Annotated in this window: 13 protein-coding genes; all 13 read left to right on the forward strand. The window is 60.5% G+C overall.

Annotated features, from left to right (window positions below):
* Positions 1–4: 4 nt before the first annotated feature.
* The 13 genes from OIL77_05365 (at position 5) to atpB (ending at position 19,829) form a co-directional block, all read left to right on the forward strand.
* Positions 5–1,432 (forward strand): M20/M25/M40 family metallo-hydrolase, encoded by a 1,428-nt coding sequence (locus OIL77_05365; GenBank protein ID HJI44835.1) that lies wholly within the window; start codon positions 5–7, stop codon positions 1,430–1,432.
* Between the two features lie 343 nt (positions 1,433–1,775).
* Positions 1,776–8,861: a SpaA isopeptide-forming pilin-related protein gene (locus OIL77_05370; protein ID HJI44836.1), complete on the forward strand. Its 7,086-nt coding sequence runs from the start codon at positions 1,776–1,778 to the stop codon at positions 8,859–8,861.
* A 298-nt stretch (positions 8,862–9,159) separates the two neighbouring features.
* Positions 9,160–10,458 (forward strand): ATP-binding protein, encoded by a 1,299-nt coding sequence (locus tag OIL77_05375; protein ID HJI44837.1) that lies wholly within the window; start codon positions 9,160–9,162, stop codon positions 10,456–10,458.
* 231 nt (positions 10,459–10,689) lie between these two features.
* Positions 10,690–11,757 (forward strand): peptide chain release factor 1, encoded by a 1,068-nt coding sequence (gene prfA / locus OIL77_05380; GenBank protein ID HJI44838.1) that lies wholly within the window; start codon positions 10,690–10,692, stop codon positions 11,755–11,757.
* 671 nt (positions 11,758–12,428) lie between these two features.
* The gene (locus OIL77_05385) at positions 12,429–13,703 is read left to right on the forward strand and encodes a peptide chain release factor N(5)-glutamine methyltransferase (GenBank protein ID HJI44839.1); all 1,275 of its coding nucleotides are present in this window, start codon (positions 12,429–12,431) and stop codon (positions 13,701–13,703) included.
* A gap of 221 nt (positions 13,704–13,924) precedes the next feature.
* A complete protein-coding gene (locus tag OIL77_05390; GenBank protein HJI44840.1) occupies positions 13,925–14,419 on the forward strand; it encodes a type II toxin-antitoxin system HicB family antitoxin in 495 nt (164 codons plus the stop codon).
* A 109-nt stretch (positions 14,420–14,528) separates the two neighbouring features.
* Entirely contained in the window at positions 14,529–14,924 is a 396-nt protein-coding gene (locus OIL77_05395) for a type II toxin-antitoxin system RelE/ParE family toxin (protein ID HJI44841.1), read from the forward strand.
* The gene (locus OIL77_05400) at positions 14,911–15,213 is read left to right on the forward strand and encodes a helix-turn-helix domain-containing protein (protein HJI44842.1); all 303 of its coding nucleotides are present in this window, start codon (positions 14,911–14,913) and stop codon (positions 15,211–15,213) included. Before OIL77_05395 ends, OIL77_05400 begins: the two co-directional genes overlap by 14 nt.
* Before the next feature lie 148 nt (positions 15,214–15,361).
* Complete coding sequence (locus OIL77_05405) at positions 15,362–16,105, forward strand: L-threonylcarbamoyladenylate synthase (protein HJI44843.1); 744 nt, start codon at positions 15,362–15,364, stop codon at positions 16,103–16,105.
* 13 nt (positions 16,106–16,118) lie between these two features.
* A complete protein-coding gene (gene glpK, locus OIL77_05410; protein HJI44844.1) occupies positions 16,119–17,660 on the forward strand; it encodes a glycerol kinase GlpK in 1,542 nt (513 codons plus the stop codon).
* Between the two features lie 122 nt (positions 17,661–17,782).
* Entirely contained in the window at positions 17,783–18,430 is a 648-nt protein-coding gene (upp, locus tag OIL77_05415; protein HJI44845.1) for a uracil phosphoribosyltransferase, read from the forward strand.
* Between the two features lie 280 nt (positions 18,431–18,710).
* The gene (locus OIL77_05420; protein ID HJI44846.1) at positions 18,711–19,022 is read left to right on the forward strand and encodes a hypothetical protein; all 312 of its coding nucleotides are present in this window, start codon (positions 18,711–18,713) and stop codon (positions 19,020–19,022) included.
* Positions 19,023–19,025: 3 nt separating this feature from the next.
* Positions 19,026–19,829, forward strand: coding sequence for a F0F1 ATP synthase subunit A (gene atpB / locus OIL77_05425; GenBank protein HJI44847.1), 804 nt, complete (start codon positions 19,026–19,028; stop codon positions 19,827–19,829).
* Positions 19,830–19,855 lie beyond the last annotated feature (26 nt).

Consider the following 19,855-nt stretch of genomic DNA (forward strand, 5'->3'; position numbering starts at 1 on the left):
AGGCATGGCCGAGGTTTGGCGCTTCTTTGCGCACGAGGATGATTTTGCCGATATCGACGAGGTCGGCGCGTGCGAGCGCCTGGGCCGCGTGCTGTCGTTTCCGACGATTTCGAGCATGGATGCCCAGACGGTGGACTGGCAGGCGTTTGACGACCTGCGCGCCTATATGCAGCAGGGCTGGCCGCGCGTGTTTGCGACGGGCGAGGTCGAGCTCATCGACCATTCGCTGCTCGTGACGCTTGCCGGCACCGACCCCGCCCTCAAGCCGGTCATGCTCATGGGCCACATGGACGTGGTTCCCGTGGTGCCGGGCACCGAGACGGACTGGACGCACGATCCCTTTAGCGGGCACGTGGACGACACCTATATTTGGGGTCGCGGCGCCATCGATATGAAAGACCAGGTTGCGGGCATCCTGGAGGCCGTTGAGTATGCGCTGGCGCACGGTTGGCAACACGAACGAACCCTGCTGCTGGCCTTTGGCCAGGATGAGGAGACCACGCAGTACGGCGCGGGTGCCATTGGTCGCGCGCTCGAGGAGCGTGGCGTTGAGCTTGAGTACCTGATCGACGAGGGCGACTATCGTATCGTTGCGGCTGCCGAGTACAGCGCAGGTGAGGGTTGGCTTATGCATGCCGATCTTGCCGAGAAGGGCTATGCCGATATCGTGCTCAAGACGAGAAGCGAAGGCGGGCATTCTTCCAACCCCTACGGTGGCACGTCGCTCGAAGTGCTCAGCCGCGCTATTGCCGCGATTTGCGATATCGAGTGGCCGGCGCGTGTGACCGACCTGCTTGCCGCGCAGCTCGTCGAGCTGGGGCTTTATACCGCAGACGAGATTGCTGCCAGCAAGGATGCCATCGTGCGCGACTGCCTCGCCAGCAAAAAGCTGTACCCGCTTGTGACCACCACCTGCGCGCCCACGCAAATCGAAGGCGGCAGTACCGGTGCCAACGTAATGCCGCAGGATATGTGGGCTAATATCAACTTCCGCATGCTCGAGGGCACGAGCGTGGCCGATGTCGTGGCCTGCTGCCGCGAGGCCGTTGCCACCCCTGGGCTCGCTGGCCGAGTCGAGGTCGAGCTGGGCCCCGGCAGCTCCGAGCCCTCGCCGTCCCCGCGCGTGGGCGGTCCGGGGCTCGAGGCCGTCCGCGCCATCGCCGCCCGCTATTTCCGTGGTCCCAAGGGGACAGAGGAAAACGGATCGTCTGCGGTGGGCCAAGAGCCGATGAGCATCGTGCCCTCGACCGTGATTGGTGCAACCGATGCCGCCAACTACCAGCGCATTTGCCACGAGTGCATCCGCTTCTCTGCCTTTGTGGTCGACGATGACGAATGCGACCGCGGCGTCCACGGCACCAATGAGCGCATCACCCGTCGCGCCTACCTCCAAGGCATCCGCTTCCTCATCGCCCTGCTCCACACGCTCTAGAATGTGACAAAGGGACTGAGCCGATTTCATCGGTAATGAGACAAAAACTGTCATAGAAAAAGACTAAGATATCTTAAGAGACATATGCTGGGGTTGGTATTTCTTGAACGACTGCGGGCATGTGCCAGACTGCCTCGGCCCCCCCGGGGGGTGCCCAGGCGGGTCGCCGTGTGACGGGGAGGGAAATTATGCAGGAGCTCAGAGAGGCGACGTCTCTACTCATGAATATGGTTACCGGGGGGGGTGTCCCAGCAGGGAACTTCTTGGTGGACATCGGCCGCGCGAGCGGTGGTCCGTCATGTCTTATGGCCGTCGTCGCGGGCTGCGCCCGGTCTCGCCATATGTGATTGTTCTGGCCCTCGCCGTCGTGCTGACGGCGAGTTTCTTCCTGCCGACCCGCGCGGAGGCGGCGGTTTCGGACCACACGGTTCCGACGATTTCGCCTTCGGGGACAACAATCAACCTGTTTGATTACTGGGTGAATCCGGATAACCATCTGTCGGTTTCCGGCAACGGCGGCATCAACGCAAGCCACCGGTTCCAGTTTAACGATGGCAAGGGTGATGCACCGCTCAACCATTGGACGGGCAACACGAACCCGCAGCCCGGCATTGTCAGCAACACGCTTTCAGACGGCTACCCGCAGCTTTCCGGTACCTATGGCGGCGACTCCCTCCGCTATCTGTTCGATTCCTCTGCCCAGACCGGCAAGACGTCCCATTTTGGCGTGACGGGCCTCCTCAAGGCTCAGGACGGCTACTACGTCTATGACAGCTCCGAAAACTACGCAGCCTACAACGCTGACAAGAATGCCTTCGACGTCTATGACACCTGGGGCATTGACAAAGTGGGCGATTCGTCCCATCGGGGTCAGTTCTTCCCGTTCGATGCGGCAGACAAGGTGTTCAAGGAGGAAAGCGGCCGGCTCGTCCAAAATGGCATCACGGCAGACAACGCCGGTAACCACGTCAACCACCACTTCGGCCTCTCAATGTCCACGCGATTCGTGCAGCCCAACGGCGGCCTGACGAACGATAAGAAGGACATGACCTTCGAGTTCGCCGGCGATGATGACGTCTGGGTGTTCATCGATGATGTCCTCGTGGGTGATATCGGCGGTATTCACAGCCGTGCGAGTCTGAGTATCAACTTTCATACGGGCGACATTAAGGTAAACGACAATTACAACGGCACGCTGAAGAGCAAGTACCAGGAGGCGGGCAAGGCCGGCGACACGAGCTGGGAAGGCAACACCTTCGCCGACGACACCAACCACACCCTCAAGTTCTTCTACCTGGAGCGCGGCGCCACCGACTCCAACATGGAGCTCAAGTTCAACCTCGTGACGGTGCCCGAGTCCGACATCATAAAGTTCGACCAGGACGGCAAGTTCGTACAGAGCGCCGAGTTCGCGCTGTACAAAACAGACGAGAACTTTACAGATACGACCAATGACAAGAACGCGCTCCTCGGCTCCGGCACCACGGACGAGGCCGGCCACCTAACGCTCACGAACGACGATGACAACGGCGTCATCAACTTCGACGATCTCTACAACAAGAATCACGGTAACAAGTACTACCTCCTGAAGGAGACGCGCGTGCCGGAGGGATACCGCTCGAGTCTCACGGCGACAGGTGGCAGCATGCAGCTCGAGTACGTGCCCGCGAGCGCTGAGAACGGCGCGGGCGGCGTCATCATCAACCGCGGCGGTATGGATGCGGACAGCGTCGTGTGGAAGACTGGTGCGTTTGCCGGCGCGAAGGAGACCATCACCGCACCGGTGAACGTGTACAAGGCGAATGATGACCTGACGAAGTCCAACGAGACCGTCAACCTGAAGTCTGGCATACTGTTCGCTGTGGTGCTCAAGCGCGATAAAAGCGCAAACGCAGATATCAAAAATCAGAACAATTGGTACGCCGTGTCGGGCGACCCATCGACGGGAATGGGGTACACCCTCGCCGAGAAGCCGAGCAAGGCCGGCGCTATCGAGGCGGCGAAGAAGGACCTGCACGCCTTCACGCTCAACACGAGCGGCCAGTACCAGGTAGAGATTCAAAATCTGCCCGGTGACATCTCCAGCTACTACTACATGCTGAGCGGTGATGCCCGCAAGGATGCCGAGTACGCGGTGGCCATCTACCACACGACGGCAAGCTCTATCGCCAACGCGAATACGGACAACACGGTTCACGTGTTCAGCGATGACCTCCCCAGCGGCGAGAAGAATTTCCAGCGCCAGTTTGCCACGCGCTTGCTCGTCACGAACATCCAGAATCGCCTGTTCGTGCAGAAGACCGATACCGAGGGCAAGCCCGTTGACGGGGCGAAGTTCGGCCTGTACAAGGCCGATCAGGTGAAAATGGACGCGAACGGCAAGGTCATGCTCAATGGCGAGCAGACCCCCTTTGACACCCTGACGACGGGGTTGGTCGGCAACCCGGTTCCGCTCGAAGGTGCGGGCATATTCCCGAATACGAGCGACGGTAACAGGCCGCTCGTGAAGGGGACCTACTTCCTAAAGGAGGTCTCGGCCCCCAAGGGCTTCCTGCTTAACGACACGCTCACCAAGGTGATTGTGGACGATTACGGCGTCCATGCCGATGCTGGTACGGCCGATGACGGTGTTTCGACGTTCGTGGGCCCGGGCGCGCTCATGAAGAGCCTGGGCCAGTTTGGCGCAGAGGGCGACATCGACAACACGCTCACGTGGATCAAGGGCCAGCGCCAGACGTCTGACGGGACGCTCGACGACAACGGCAACCTTTCCTGGAACAATGACGCCAAGGGCGGCGAGGATGAGGTACATCTCAAGTACGGCGCCAATGGACGTGTCTACCAGTATGGGCCCACCGAGAAGGGCAAACCCTACCGCCTGGAGACCGAGACGGGCTGGATACGTATGGGCATCACGCAGGACGTGCCTGGTGACACTAATGCGAAGGTCGCCCGCGCCGACCTGGGCGACATGAATCTGAACGCGCTGTTCACCGGCGCCACCTGTGTGCGCGTGGCGAACAAGCGCGAGGCGAGCCTCGAGGTGACGAAGAGGGTCGTGGTGCCGGCGGGACTGACGGGAAAACCGGACGCGGGGTTCACCTTCAAGTTCACCGTGCCCGAAGGGAAGACCTACAAGGCCGCAGTGTTCAAGAACGCTGGGGCCGGAAAGCAAGCCGGCGACGTGTTCGATTTGAAGAACGGCGACACCCATGCCATCAAGGCCGACGAGACGATTCGCGTGTACGGACTTGGCGAGGGCGACGAGTACACGGTGCGGGAGCTGACCGGCGCAGACAAGATGCCCGCGGGCTATAAGCTGACCGGCCGCAAGCAGGGTACCACGAATCTGACCGGCGCAGGCGATAGTATCACCGGTGAGATCGAGAAGCAAAAACCCGACGGCACGTTGGCCGAAGCCAACAAGCTGGTGTTCACAAACACCTACAAGGCGGAAGCTAGCGACGAACTGACCCCGCAGGTAACGAAGAAGGTCTCCGGTGTTGAGAGCACGGAGAAGGCGTTCTCGTTCACGCTGACCGCCACGGAAGAGACGCAGAAGCAGATCGATGATGATGACCTCAAAGTCTCGGATGCTCTGGCGGGCAATGAGCATGCCGAGTCCAAGGCCACGAGTGGCAAGATCATCAAGGACAAGGGCCAGACGGTCGACTTCTCCGGCATGAAGTTCAACAAGGCCGGTACGTACACGTTCACGCTCACCGAGGTGCACGACGCCGACGACGACGCGGCGGCGGACGGCGTGCAGAACTCCGGCTGGACGATGGACGCCTCGACCTATACCGTCACGGTGAGGGTCGAGGATAAGAACGCCAAGCTGACTGTCACAGGCGTGACGGTGGAGAAGAGCGGCGATGACAAGCGCGAGACGCTTGAGGTCAAGAACGGCAAGGTGAACCTCGCCACCTTCAACAACAGCTATGCTGCGAAGGGTTCCGTGACCCTGGCGGCGAAGAAGCAATTTACGGGCGGCACCCTTGAGAACCAGCAGTTCTCATTCCAGGTGAAGGAGGGCGATAAGGTTGTCGCCGAAGAAAAGAACGATGCCAATGGCGACATCACCTTCCCGGCCATTGATTACACCGAGGCTGGTGAGCACGACTACGCCATCAAGGAGGTCGAAGGCACCGACCCGACTATCGTTTACGATGGCAAGACGGTGAAAGTGCACGTTAGCGTCACCGATAACAAGAACGGCACGCTGAGCGCGGCCGCCACCTACGACGGCGAGAAGGCCGTGCCGACCTTCACCAACTCGAAGCCGACGGCCGACGCCACTATCGAGGCGACGAAGATCCTCAAGGGCAAGGACCTGACGGCTGGTGCGTTCACTTTCGGCCTATATCAAGGCGACACGACTACGGTTGATCCCATCCAGACTGTCCAGAACGACAAGGACGGCAAGATTAAGCTCATCCTCACCGGTCTGACCATAGGCGAGTACGACTACACGCTCAAGGAGGTCGCTGACAGCGATTCGACCATCACCTACGATTCCACGGCGGTGAAGGTCCACGTCTCGGTGAAGGCGGACGGTGACAAGGCAAAGGCGACTGTCACCTATGACGACAAGAATGATGCCCCGACCTTCACTAACAAGTATCAGCCTGCCGAGACCTTGGCTACACTCACGGCGAAGAAATCGTACGTGAAGTCCGACAACACGCAGGCCACGCTCAAGGGCGGCGAGTTCACCTTCGACCTGTACGAGGGTGATCTGACGGCTGAGCAGCTGAAGGGCAAGCAGCCCATCCAGACCGCTAAGAACGGCGAGGACGGAACCGTTACCTTCCCGGCCATCAACTACACCAAGGCCGGCGAGTACAAATACACTATCGTGGAGCAGAAGGGCGACCTGCCCCACGTGGTCTACGACGATGCGGTTCACCACGCCGTGGTGAAGGTCGTGGACAACGCCGGCCAGTTGGAGGCGAGCGTCACCTACGATGACGGCAAGACGGTCGCCCCCACCTTCACGAACACCTACACCGCAAAGGGATCCGTGGAGCTGACGGCGACCAAGATCGTTGCGGTCGCGGACGGCTTCAAGCACGATGTCAAGCTGAAGGGCGGCGAGTACACCTTCGAGCTGAAGGATGCCGCCGGCAACGTGCTCGGCACCGCGAAGAACGACGCCGACGGCAAGGTCAGCTTCACGCGCGAGTTCCAGCTCTCCGACTTGGGCGGCGCCGCGAGCAAGGACTTCACCTACACCATCGTGGAACAGTCGGGCACGGAGCCGGGCATCGTCTACGACAGCCATGCCCTCACCTATACGGTGACGGTCACGGACGGCGGGACCGGAGCGCTGAATGCGAAGGCGATCGTGACGAGCGTATCCGGCTCGGAGACCTTCACCAACACCTACCAGCCGGCCGCGACCGGCCTGGCCCTCGGTGCGCAGAAGAGCTATGTGAAGAAGGACGACAACACGCCGATCGTCCTCAAGGGCGGCGAGTTCACCTTCGATGTGTACGAGGGCAACCTGACGGCTGAGCAGCTTGCCGGGGCCAAGCCCGTCCGGACCGCGACCAACGGCGCGGACGGAAGTGTTAACTTCGACGCCTTCTCCTACGCGAAGCCGGGCACGCACGAGTACACCATCGTGGAGCGGAAGGGTGATCTGGCCTACGTGACCTACGACGCCGCGGTGCACCATGCCGTGGTGACGGTTGCGGACAATGCCGGCACGCTGCAGGCGAGCGTCGCCTACGACGGCACGAATGTCACGAAGCCCAGCTTCACCAACACCTATGAGGCACAGGCGACGGACTCCGGCGCGATCGCCCTCACCAAGAGCGTTGACGTGCACGACGGCAGCTATCAGCTAAAGGCGGGAGACTTCGCCTTCGAGCTGGTGGGGTCTGACGGCTCGGTGATCCAGACCCAGAAGAACGATGCGCACGGCAAGGTTGCCTTCGACAAGCTGACCTTCGACCATGCGGGCACCTTTATCTACACGGTCCGCGAGGTGCAGCCGACGGACGACGCTCCGGGCGTGCCGGGCGTGACCTACACCGGCAAGACGTACACCCTGACCTACGTGGTGAAGGACAACAACGACGGCAAGCTGGTGGTGGAGAGCTCCACGGTGATGCCGAGCGAGGGTACCGAGAACGGCGTCACCCCCAACACCATGACGTTTACGAACAGCTACCAGCCGGGCGCGACCTCCTACCAGATCTCTGGCACCAAGGTGCTTGAGAATGCCGACCCGTCCACCACGCGGACGCCCGCCGATGGCGAGTTCACGTTCGCGCTGATTGACGTGGCCACGGGGCAGGAGATCGACCGGACCAAGAACGTGGGTAAGGCGTTTACCTTCAAGGCCATCTCGTACACTGCGACTGGTTCGCATGCGTACCAGGTGAAGGAGGTTGCGGGCCAAGATGGCACCATCACTTACAGCGATGCGGTGTTGGATGTGACGGTGAGCGTGACCGACGACGGCAGCGGCCAGCTGACCGCGACGGCGAACAAGACGGCTGCGGATCTGACCTTCACCAACACCTACACGCCGACGGCAACGACGGCGACGATTACCGGAACGAAGGCTCTGACCGGCCGCGACTTGGCCGAGGGTGAGTTCTCCTTCGACCTGAAGGACGCCGACGGTAACGTGGTGCAGACGGTGCAGAACGGCGCCGACGGCACGTTTGGCTTCGCGCCGCTGCAGCTGGACAAGGTGGGGACGTACGTCTACACCGTGTCCGAGCGGGCAGGGGCGACGGCGAACGGCGTCACCTACGACACGACGGTCTTTACCGCGACGGTGACGGTGACGGAGAATGCGGAGACGCACGCGCTGGAGGCACAGGTTGCCTACAGCAAGGGCGGCAAGGCTGCGGATGCGGTGGCATTCAGCAACAGCTACGCGCCGGCCGCGACTGAGGTGAAGCTGGGGGCCTCCAAGGTGCTGAGCGGCGAAGACCTTAAGGAAGGGCAGTTCTCCTTCCAGCTGAAGGATGCCGACGGCAAGGTGCTGCAGACCGCCAAGAACGCGGCGGACGGCACGGTGGGCTTCGAGGCGATCTCGTACGACAAGCCCGGGACGTACGCCTACAGCATCTCCGAGGTGGACGACGGTCAGAAGAACGTGACGTACGACGCGGCCGAGCACCGGGTAACGGTGACGGTGACGGACGACGGTGCGGGCCATCTGGTGGCGACGGTAACCTATGACGGCGACGTGGCGCCGGTGTTCAAGAACACGTACACGCCGCCGACCACCCCGCCAGTCAACCCGCCGACGAATCCTCCGAGCAAGCCGCCGGTGCCGAAGGAAGAGAAGCCGGGTCTGCCGAATATGGGCGATACCAGCTTGTCGCCGATGGCCCTGGGTGGCATCGCGGGCGGCGCGGTGGTGCTGATCGCCGCAGGCGTAATCCTGCGGCGCCGGAACCGGTAGCTGCGGCGGCCGAGAAGGGCTTTGATTGAGGGCGGGTGGTCGCAGGGCGCGGCCGCCCGCCCTTTTCGGTGAAAGGCTATGTTAGCCCGCCGTTTGCACGCGATTATGATTCTGCAGCTCCTAAGCGCGCCGCGCCCTCTAGAAGTCCGGAAAAGCTGCACAAAGCGGCTATCTGGACCAGGAAAAGCTGCAAATCTAGGCCAAATACACCCGGAAAAGCTGCAAAAGTTGGTAAAATCCATCCTGAAAAGCTGCAAACAGCAGGTGAAGGATGGTGCGTAGTGTGCTGAAGCGAAAGATGCTCGACACCCTCCGTTCGTGGCGGGCGGAAAAGGGCGCCGAATGCCTTCTCATCAAGGGCGCGCGACAGGTTGGCAAGTCGTACATCGTCGCCGAGTTCGGGCGGCAGGACTACGAAAGCTTCATCTCCATAGACTTCATTGGGTCCCCGGACCTTAAGCGGGTGTTCGATGGCCCAATCGATGCCGACTCGATCTACCGGCAGATATCGCTCGTCGTGCCCGGCGTGCGCTTTGTTCCAGGACGAACGCTTCTTTTCCTCGACGAGATTCAGGAGTGCCCGCGTGCTCGCGCTGCGCTTAAGTATCTCGCTCTCGACGGCAGGTGCGATGTCGTTGCGTCGGGCTCGCTTCTGGGCATTCGGTTCAAGGAGGAGGCTGCGCTCGCCTCCATTCCCGTTGGGTACGAGCGAGAGGTCGAAATGGGCCCCCTCGATTTTGAGGAGTACCTTTGGGCACGCGGGTATGGGGAGGACGATATCGCCAATTTGCGGGAATACTATGAGTCGTTGATACCCGTGCCCGTTGCGGTGAATCAGAAGATGATGCAGATGCTGCGCGAGTACCTCGCGGTCGGCGGTATGCCTGCGGTGGTGGACGCCTTTGCGCGGACGGACAACTTCGCCGTTGCTTTCGACGAGCAAAGCAGGCTGCTCGCCTCGTATCTCGACGACGTGGCTCGATACGCGCAAGCCCCCGAGCGCGGGCGTGCGCGGGCGTGCTTTGAATCGTTGCCGCGCCAGATCGCAAAGGAGAATACGAAGTTCCAGTATTCCGTGGTCGAGAACAGGGGAACGGCGCGCAAATTTGGCTCGTCCGTGGATTGGCTCGTGGGAGCAGGTATGGTGCGACGGTGCCAGTCGGTGAGCGCCGCCCAATTCCCTCTTGCCGCCTATGAAGATGGGACGAAGTTTCGCCTCTATGCCGCCGATACGGGCGTGCTCATGGCCATGTACGGCTTTGAAATGCTGGAAGCGGTGGTGAACAACAAGCTCGCGGGTCCCATGAAAGGCGGCCTCTACGAGAACCTGGTCGCCTGCATGCTTTCGGCGCGGGGCGTGGCTCTGCGCTATTGGCGGTCGCAGAAGGGCGATAGGGAAATAGAGTTTCTCGTCGACTCGCCCGACGCGAGCGTTGTGCCCATTGAGGTGAAGGCCTCGCGCGGATCTACGGTATCGCTCAACGACATGCTCGAGCGGCAGGACGTGAACCTTGGGTACAAGCTGATAGACGGCAACGTCGGCCGAGACGGCAAAAAGGTGACGCTTCCGTTATATATGGCCATGTTCTTAAAGTAGAGCCTTACGTTGGCGGACTGACCCTGTGTCACATTCCGTGCGGGTTATATGCAGGTATGCCTGCGCACGCTATCATGTATGGGTTAGACCGCAACTATGTACCCCATACGCGAAGGGATGCGCATGTATCTGAAGATCGACATGTTCTAGCTGGGCTTACCCCCGCAGTGGCGCCGCGCGCCCCATCAACTCTGCCGATTTTCACCTTCACGCACATAAAGGAGTCCCGCCATGCGCGACAAGCTCGAAAAGATCATCAAGGCCTACGAGGAGCTCGAGAAGAAGCTTTCCGACCCGGCCGTCGCCTCCGACATCAAGGAGTTCACGCGTCTCAACAAGGAGTACGCACACCAGTCCGACCTCATCGCTGCCTCGCGTGAGTACATCGGCGCGCTCGATGACATCGAGGCCGCCAAGGAGATGCTCCGCGACACCAGCGATGCGGACGAGAAGGAGATGCTCCAGATGGACATCTCCGAGAACGAGGAAAAGCTCCCGCAGCTCGAGGAAGATATCAAGTACATGCTCATCCCGAGCGATCCCAACGACGACAAGAACACCATCGTCGAGATTCGCTCCGCCGCCGGTGGCGACGAGGCTGCCATCTTTGCCGGCGATCTGTACAAGATGTATCAGCGCTTCTGCGAATCGCGCGGCTGGAAGACCACCGTGCTCGATTCCAGCCCCAGCGAGGCTGGCGGCTTTAAGTCCATCGAGTTCAAGGTCGAGGGCGACCGTGTCTACTCCGTCATGAAGTTCGAGTCCGGCGTGCACCGTGTCCAGCGCGTTCCCAAGACCGAGTCCCAGGGTCGCATCCAGACCTCCACGGCTACCGTCGCCGTGCTTCCCGAGGCCGAGGAGATTGACGTCCAGATCAACCAGTCCGATCTGCGCATCGACACCTACTGCGCTTCGGGCCCTGGCGGTCAGTGCGTTAACACCACCTACTCCGCCGTGCGCATCACCCACCTGCCCACCAACACCGTGGTGCAGTCGCAGGAGCAGCGCTCCCAGATCCAGAACCGCGAGGTCTGCATGCAGATGCTGCGCGCTCGTCTGTACGAGATGGAGCTCGAGAAGCAGCAGGCAGAGCTCGGTGCCGAGCGCCAGAGCCAGATCGGCCACGGCAACCGTTCCGAGAAGATCCGCACCTACAACCAGCCCCAGGACCGCGTGACCGACCACCGCATCGGTTTCAACTCCACCTACAACGGCGTGCTTCTGGGCGACCAGCTCGGCACCGTCATCGAGGCCCTCGCCGCCGCCGAGCGAGCCGAGAAGCTGGCACAGGCCGTTTAGGTTACGGCGTTTTACCAAACGCCGTAACTGCTCGATGCTGCAAACGCCCCTAAGCGGCAATCTGACGTTCAATCGTCGGTCGCGTACCAAAGTACGCTTCCCTCCTCTTTCACGTCACCTTGCTCGCTTAGGGGCGTTTTCGCTGACTTATGCTCAACCTGCGGCGTTGTCTTGCTCCATGCGGCAGTTAGGGACGTTCCTTTTTTGCCGGCAGTTTGGGACACTCCTTGGGTAGTCATTGGGTGTTTGACTAGTCGTTTAAGAACGTCCCCAACGACTAGGTTGTGTATATTACTTTGCGAGTTTATTCAATCGATATTGTTGGTTATTAAGCTGCTTGCCTGCTCAAAGTAATTATCAGTATTCCTCTGCTATCAAAATTAATGCTCAAAAAATCGTCCAAGAAGTCGCAAGCCATTTTTTGACGTGTCGCTCGTCAAGCGATTCGGCAAGTGTTTGGTTAGATATTGGTCAGTTTTGGGGCAACCTTGCCAAAAGCTTGACGGATGCAAATCTAGACGTCGACAAATGAGCACTTCGATTGCGCCGCGAGCAAAATTCTGGGCTGATTCTCGATAATCGCTTCCAATCGTCCCTTGCCGCGTGCCACCCTCGCGTACAATCTGCTCCGACATTCGCGCGCCGCCTGGCGCTCAAGAGGGGAGGACCCCATGGCAAACGAGATCTGGACCATCAAGCGTTGTCTCGAGTGGACCAAGGAGTACCTGGCCGAGCGCGGCGAGGAGCATCCCCGTCTTTCTGCCGAGTGGCTGCTGTGCGCGGCTACGGGCCTGGCGCGCATCGACTTGTATATGCGCATGGACGAGACGCTCGACGCGGCCCAGCTCGAGACCATGCATGCGGCTGTCGTCCGCCGCGCCAAGGGCGAACCGCTGCAGCACATCACGGGTAGCACGCAGTTCCGCATGATCGACGTAGCGTGCGCCCCCGGCGTGCTCATCCCGCGCCCCGAGACCGAGATGCTCGTCGAGGAAGTTCTGAACTATCTGGATGCCGAGGTGCTGAGCCCCGAGGCCGCCGCCCGTCAGCGCGTGGAGTTGCCCTGGAACGATGAAGTCGAGCAGGCCCGCAAGGCCGAGGCAGCACTGGCCGATGAACGCGCGACTGCCGAGCGCCGTGCCGCCAACCTCACGGCTGCCGACGAGGCGGCGCTGGGCAGCGACGTACTTGGCAGCCGCGCCTATGCCGAGGAGCTGGCCGATCGCGAGGCCGAGGAAGCCGCCGCGCGGGCAGCAGAAAGCGAAGCGGCAGAAGCCGAGGCCATGGAAGCCCCCGAGCCCGAGCTCGACGAATACGGCATTGCCATCGAAGGCGACGACCAGGAGACGACCTCCGCGCAGAACGCCGCCGAGGCCACCGAGCCCGCTCCCGCCGAGCCCCGCGTCGCCCGCGTCCTCGAGGTCGGCTGCGGCACGGGCTGTATCTCGCTCTCGCTTGCCTGGGAGCGCCGCGGCCACGTCACCTGCACCGCTACCGATATCGAGCCGCGCGCCATCGACCTGGCAACCAAAAACCGCGACGCCCTAGGTCTCACGGCAGACGAGGTCGCATTCAGCCTCACCAACCTGGTAAGCTCGATTCCCCGCGAAGAGTGGGGCACCTTCGACGTCCTCGTCTCCAACCCGCCCTACATCCCCACCGACGTCATGCGCTCGCTGCCGCACGAGGTCAAGGATTTTGAGCCCGACCTGGCGCTCGAAGGCGGTGCCGACGGCCTCGACATCTTCCGCCGCTTGCTCAACGCGGCGCCCTACATGTTGCGCGCCGGTGGCCTCTTTGCCTGCGAGCTCTACGAGGGCGCTCTCGACGCCGCCGCCGAGCTCTGCCGCCAAGCGGGCCTGTCGGATGTGCGCATCGTCCGCGACCTCACCGATCGTCCCCGCATCGTCCGAGCCATCGTCATCGAGCCCAAACAGCGTCAGTAATATTTATTAACTGATTTATCAAAAACTATAAAGTAGTTTATAATTAGGACGGCTGAAAGAGGTCGGCCCATGCAACCTCCTACCTTTCGGGAAATCATTGCCCTGCTCAAACACGATGGATTCGTGAAAGTCGCGCAGGTCGGCAGCCATGCTAAGTATGTTTCTGGTGATCGCGTTGTGACCGTAAATGGCTCTGGTGGCAATCGGCCGAAGAAGGGGACATGGGCAAGCATTCGCCGGCAAGCTGGTTGGTAGCCGAAGGGGTCATAATGAAACAACGATTTACCTATGACTGCGTTCTCATAAAAGAAGACGATGGTTACTGTGCCAGCTTCCCGCAGGTCCCCGGGGCCTTTGCCGATGGCGATACGCGCGAAGAAGCAATAGCTCATGCCATCGAGGCGCTGATGGCGTTTTTGGCCGACGATCTTAACAATGGTCGGGCTCCGGCTGGGTACGAGCGTTCGGCCGAGGTCGTGGCCCTTTCAGTCGAAATCGACCACGAGGACGCTCGGGAAGCGGCGTGTCGAACGTTTAAGGACGCGGCGGCGGACCTCAGGGTTTCCGCACCGCGAATCACTGCGCTGGTCAAAGCCGGCAAACTCGATGTTGAGCTTGTCGACGGCCGTCGGATGATTACGATCGACAGCATCGAGCGTTACGCCGCTCAGGAACGCCATGCCGGCAGGCCAAAGAAGTTCGTCGCAGTCCAATAACCCCTCGTTGCCTACTGATCTCGGGCTTCACTTCTGCAAAAAAGACCCTTCGAGCCTATTTCCGCTCTTGCAATATACCGTAAAACTTCTACTATAGAAGGAGAAAGGTATGTCAAATCAGCTGCATCGGTACCGTATCGTGCTTGATTACATTGAACCTTGGCTTGATGAGCAGGATGAAGCTACGCTGAAGCAGATTTATGCAGACCTTTTGGTGCTCGAGAAGGAAGGTCCCAGCCTTGGTCGTCCACTGGTTGACCGTGTCAAGGGCTCGAAGCTTCATCATTTAAAGGAGCTGAGAGTGACTTCATGTGGTGGGCAGGTGATCCGCATCCTCTTCGCCTTTGACCCCAAGCGCCAGGCGGTATTGCTATTGGCGGGTGATAAGTCGCGAGCGGGATCGTCAAGGGCAAAATGGAACGGCTGGTATGCGATCAACATTCCAAAGGCCGAGCAAATATACCGTCGCCACGTAAGGAGGCTCGATCGAGATGGAACTGCATGAGTATATGGAATCTCGCGGGATAACACGCGACTCCATTACCGCCGAGCAGGAGAGGACTCGCGATCGTATCGAAGCCTATAAGCTTGCTCAGATTCGCAGGCTAAAAGATCTAACACAGGCGTCGGTCGCCCAATCGATGGGCGTTTCTCAAAAACGCGTATCCGAGCTCGAGCGTGGGGAATTGGGTTCGATGAGGCTTGACACGCTGAGCAGGTACGCAGAGAGCCTCGGCGGAAAACTGGTTGCAAGCATCGAGTTTCCCGATCGTACCGTTACGCTTGCGCGCTAAAAATCTTCAATTAACCCCCTCACTTTCACCGACTACTAGAGCCGCTCACCAAACCAACATGCGCTCTGGGCAAATAGGTTGAACGTTTCGTGCGAGAATGCCCCACAGTAAACAAACTTGCACCAGAGCGTAAGGGGCTGGCATACACATGCAGACGGTCTATCGGGTATACGAGGGAGCGCGCGAGCCGCATCGGCTTGCAGTCGAGCGCACGGCCGAGCTACTCGGTCGCGGCGGCCTGGCGCTTATTCCAACCGAGACGGTCTACGGTGTTGCAGTGGCGGTCAACGCTTTCTCGGATGCCGTTCCACAAGATACAAGTGAGCCTCTGCCGTGGCCGCGCGATCCGCAGGCCACCGTCAACGGCGCCGCGGTCCCTGCACTCGGTACCGGCTATCGTCGTATCTTTACTCTCAAGCAGCGCGAGCTCACCCAAACGGTTGCCTGGCTGGTCGATGATGCCGAGGCACTCGACCGCTATGGCGTGGATATTCCCAATGAGGCCCGCGTGCTCGCCCGACGATGCTGGCCGGGCGCCCTGACTATCGTGGTCAAGGCGGCCCCCTGCGTGCCGACCTTTATGCGCGCCGCCGACGACACGGTGGCACTTCGCGCTTCGGCCTCGCCCGTGGTGCAAGCGCTCATCCGCACCTGCGGCAGCCCTCTTGCCTGCACTAGCGCCAACACGCATGGCGCGCCCGCGCCGGCAAGTTTTGTCACGGTGGAGGAGCGCATCCTGGAGGGGGTCGATGTGGCTGTCGACGCCGGTGAGACCCCGTGTCGCGACGCCTCAACCATCGCGTCGTTTCAGCACGGCGAGCTCCGGATCCTGCGCCAAGGCGCGCTTCCCGCATCAGAGATCGAACGGGTCCTGTCCGACCCGATGCAATAGAAAGGTGTAAGCGATGTCGTTGAATCTAGGTAGCCTGGGTATGGAAGACGCCTCGTTTAGCTTTGGCGGTTCCTACATCATGGCGCTCGACTGCGGCACCACCTCGGTACTCGCGACCATCGTCGACGAGTACGGCTGCATCGTCGCCCAGGCGCGCCGTAGCGTCAAAACCAGCTTCCCGCGCCCCGGCTGGGTGGAGCAGGATCCCACGGAGGTGCTTGCCAGCCAGATCGGCGTGATGATGGAGGTCCAGTTTAAGAGCGGCATCCATTCTGACCGCATCGCCGCCATCGGTATCTCCAACCAGCGCGAGACCACGGTGGTGTGGGACCGCATAAGCGGCCAGCCCATCTATAACGCCATCGTGTGGCAATGCCGTCGCACCGCACCTCTGATCGACGAGCTGGTCGAGCAGGGCGCAGAAGAACTGGTGCGCTCCCGCACGGGACTCACGCTCGATCCGTATTTCTCGGCCTCCAAGGTGCAGTGGATCCTCGACAACGTCGATGGTGCGCGTGAGAGCGCGGCGGCGGGCGACCTCATGTTCGGCACCATCGACACCTGGCTCATCTACAACCTCACCGGCGGTCAGGTCTTTGCCACCGACTACACCAATGCCAGCCGCACCGCGCTCTTTAATATCCATACGCTCGATTGGGACGACGATCTGCTGGCGCTTTTCGACGTCCCGCGTTCCATGATGCCCGAGGTTCGTTGGAGCTCGGGCGACTACGGCCGCGTCGCGAGCGACATCATGACCAACATGCCACCCATCATGGGCGTGGCGGGCGACCAGCAGGCGTCGCTGTTCGGCCACTGCTGCTTCCATCCCGGCCAGACCAAAAACACCTATGGCACGGGTTGCTTTATGCTCATGAACACCGGCGACGAGATCGTCGAATCCAAGAACGGTCTGGTCTCCACGATCGGTATCGCCGCGGACGGCAAAATCAGCTATGCGCTCGAGGGTTCTATCTTTGCCGCCGGCTCAACCATGAACTGGCTGCGCAACAACATGGGCATCATCTCGAGCGTGAGTGAGTCCGCGCAACTCGCCACTTCGATCAGCGACAACGAGGGCTGCTACTTCGTCCCCGCCTTCGCAGGCCTGGGCGCTCCCTGGTGGGACCCGCGTGCTCGCGGTATCGTGTGCGGCCTGACCGGCGCCTCGAGTCGCGCGACCATTGTACGTGCGGCCTGCGAGTCCATGGCTTACCAGAGTTATGACGTGCTACGCGCCATGGAGCAGGACGTGGGACTTTCGATTGAGCGCCTGTCCGTCGATGGCGGTGCCTCGCGCAACGAGTTCATCATGCAATTCCAGGCCGATCTGCTGGATATCCCCGTGCTGCAGTGCGAGACGGTGGAGACCACGGCGATCGGCGCCGCGTACTTGGCGGGCCTTGCTGTCGGCTATTGGGAGGATTTGGAGGAGCTGGAGCAAAACGCTCAGATCGTCAAAGTCTTCCATCCTCACATGTCCGCCGAGCGCCGTGAGAGCAACCTCGCTGGTTGGCGTGATGCCGTCAAGCGTTCGCTCAACACCGCTCAGTAGGGTTGCGACGAGCTGCTCGATACAACAAACCGTTAAACTTATGCACGGCGCGCGGCAACAACGTCGCCATGCGTCTTGTCAGCAAGGCCATCTTCCGGCCGCAATGAAAGGGGCATCAACCCATGACCGTCACCTACGATACGTCCCGTGTGACGCTTGTCGACCATCCGCTCGTCCAGCACAAGCTGTCGATCCTGCGCGACAAGAGCACCGGCACCAACCAGTTCCGCCAGCTCGTGCGCGAGCTCGCACTTTTTGACGGCTACGAGGCCATGCGCGACCTGCCCATGGAAGACGTCGAGGTCGAGACCCCCATCACCACCGCAACGTTTAAGCAGCTCGCCGGCAAAAAGCTCGCCATCGTTCCCATCCTGCGTGCGGGTCTCGGCATGGTCGACGGCATCCTCGACTTGGTACCCTCCGCTCGCGTGGGCCACATCGGCATGGAGCGCGACGAGGTCACCCACGAGCCGCATGAGTATTACTGCAAGATGCCCAAGGATATCGACCAGCGCATCTGCCTGGTTGTCGACCCCATGCTCGCCACGGGCGGTTCGGCCGAGATGGCCATCAGCTACCTGCGCGAGCGCGGTGTCAAGGATATCCGCATGCTGTGCATCGTCGCCGCGCCCGAGGGCCTCAAGTCACTGACCGAAAAGGACCCCGACGTACATATTTATACCTGCGCCATCGATGACCATCTCAACGAGGCCGCCTACATCGTTCCCGGCCTGGGCGACGCCGGCGACCGCATCTACGGTACGCTCTAGTCGTTGGGCCTTGTCGGCTACGGTCACAAATACGAAGAAATGGTGCGCGCGGGCGAGCAAAAGTCGTCCACGCGCACTTCTGTTAACGGACGTTTTGCGCTGAGGGGTTCGAAAAAACGTATTACCGTACCTGCGGCATAAAGAAGGCCTTAAGAAAACGTACAGGTGCGTATTAACCGTTTGTTTTACGGTTGTACTTTAGCGATTGGCTCGTACAATAGTCACCAATGTTTGGCTGGGACTGTGCTGTGAGGCGTTAAAAAGGAAAGCGAGGAAGCCAGTGTTTCAGATAGCCGATCTGCTCGCTATCGTTGCAGGCGCCATCGCGGGCGCAATTGCCTTCCTTCCCTTTGTCTTTACGCTCAAGCCGGTTCTTGACGATAAGCAGAATGCGGACATGCTCAAGGGTATGGTGAGTCTGGCGGTCTCGTCAGTCGCCCTGCTCGTCTTTACCTTGGTTGTGTTTGCGTTGTTCGGAGAGGCATTTCGCATGTTCCTCCTGGGCGAGGCGATCGGCTTCGTGGCCTTTATGGCCGCCTGCACGGTTCGCGTCGCCAAGGCGCTGCGAGATCCTCATGAGGTCGAAAGGTAAGTCGTGGAAATTTTTGAAAAGCTGCCTGATGAGATTAATCATCTGGTCAGCGAGTTCAGCTCCACCCCTGTCGTGGGCGATCTGAGCTGCGGCATCACGCAGTACTCGTTTTGGCTGATCGTCTCCACGATCGTGCTCCTGATCGTCCTGGCCGTGTTCAAGAAGAAGCAGACCCTGGTTCCCAAGGGCTTCTTCGTCAACGGTTTCGAGTACATCATCGAGTACGTCGAGAACGATATCGGCAAGGGCGTCGTGGGTGAGAACTGGAAGAAGCACTTCCCGTTCCTGTGCTCGCTTTTCCTGTTCATCCTGATCAATAACATGATCGGCCTGATCCCGGGAATGAAGCCCGGCACCGGCGCAATCGGCTCCACCGCTGCGCTCGCCATCTTCGCCTTCGTGTACTTCATCTACTACGGATGCAAGGCTCACGGCGTGATCGGCTACATCAAGAGCCTCGCCCCGCAGGGCGTGAGCTTCCCGATGAACGTGCTTGTGTGGGTCGTCGAGCTTTTCTCGACCTTCCTGCGCCTCATCACGCTCGCCGTCCGTCTGTTCTGCAACATGTTCGCAGGACACGTGGTCATGGGCTCGTTCGCCATCATGGCGAGCATGTTCATGCAGCCGCTGCTTCAGCAGGTTTCCGCGGCCCACGCCGTTGGCGCCCTGCCTTCGCTGGCCTGGCTTGCCATCCTCATCCTGATCTATGCGATCGAGCTTGTGGTCGGCGCCATCCAGGCTTACGTCTTCACGGTCCTTACCGCCGTGTATGTCTCCGAGGCAGAGGAGGTCGCGGAGGAGGAGTAGTCTTCCGTTCGCGCCTTAAAGGTAAG

The organism is Coriobacteriaceae bacterium (assembly GCA_025993015.1).
In the GTDB taxonomy this organism is placed as follows: Bacteria; Actinomycetota; Coriobacteriia; order Coriobacteriales; family Coriobacteriaceae; genus Collinsella.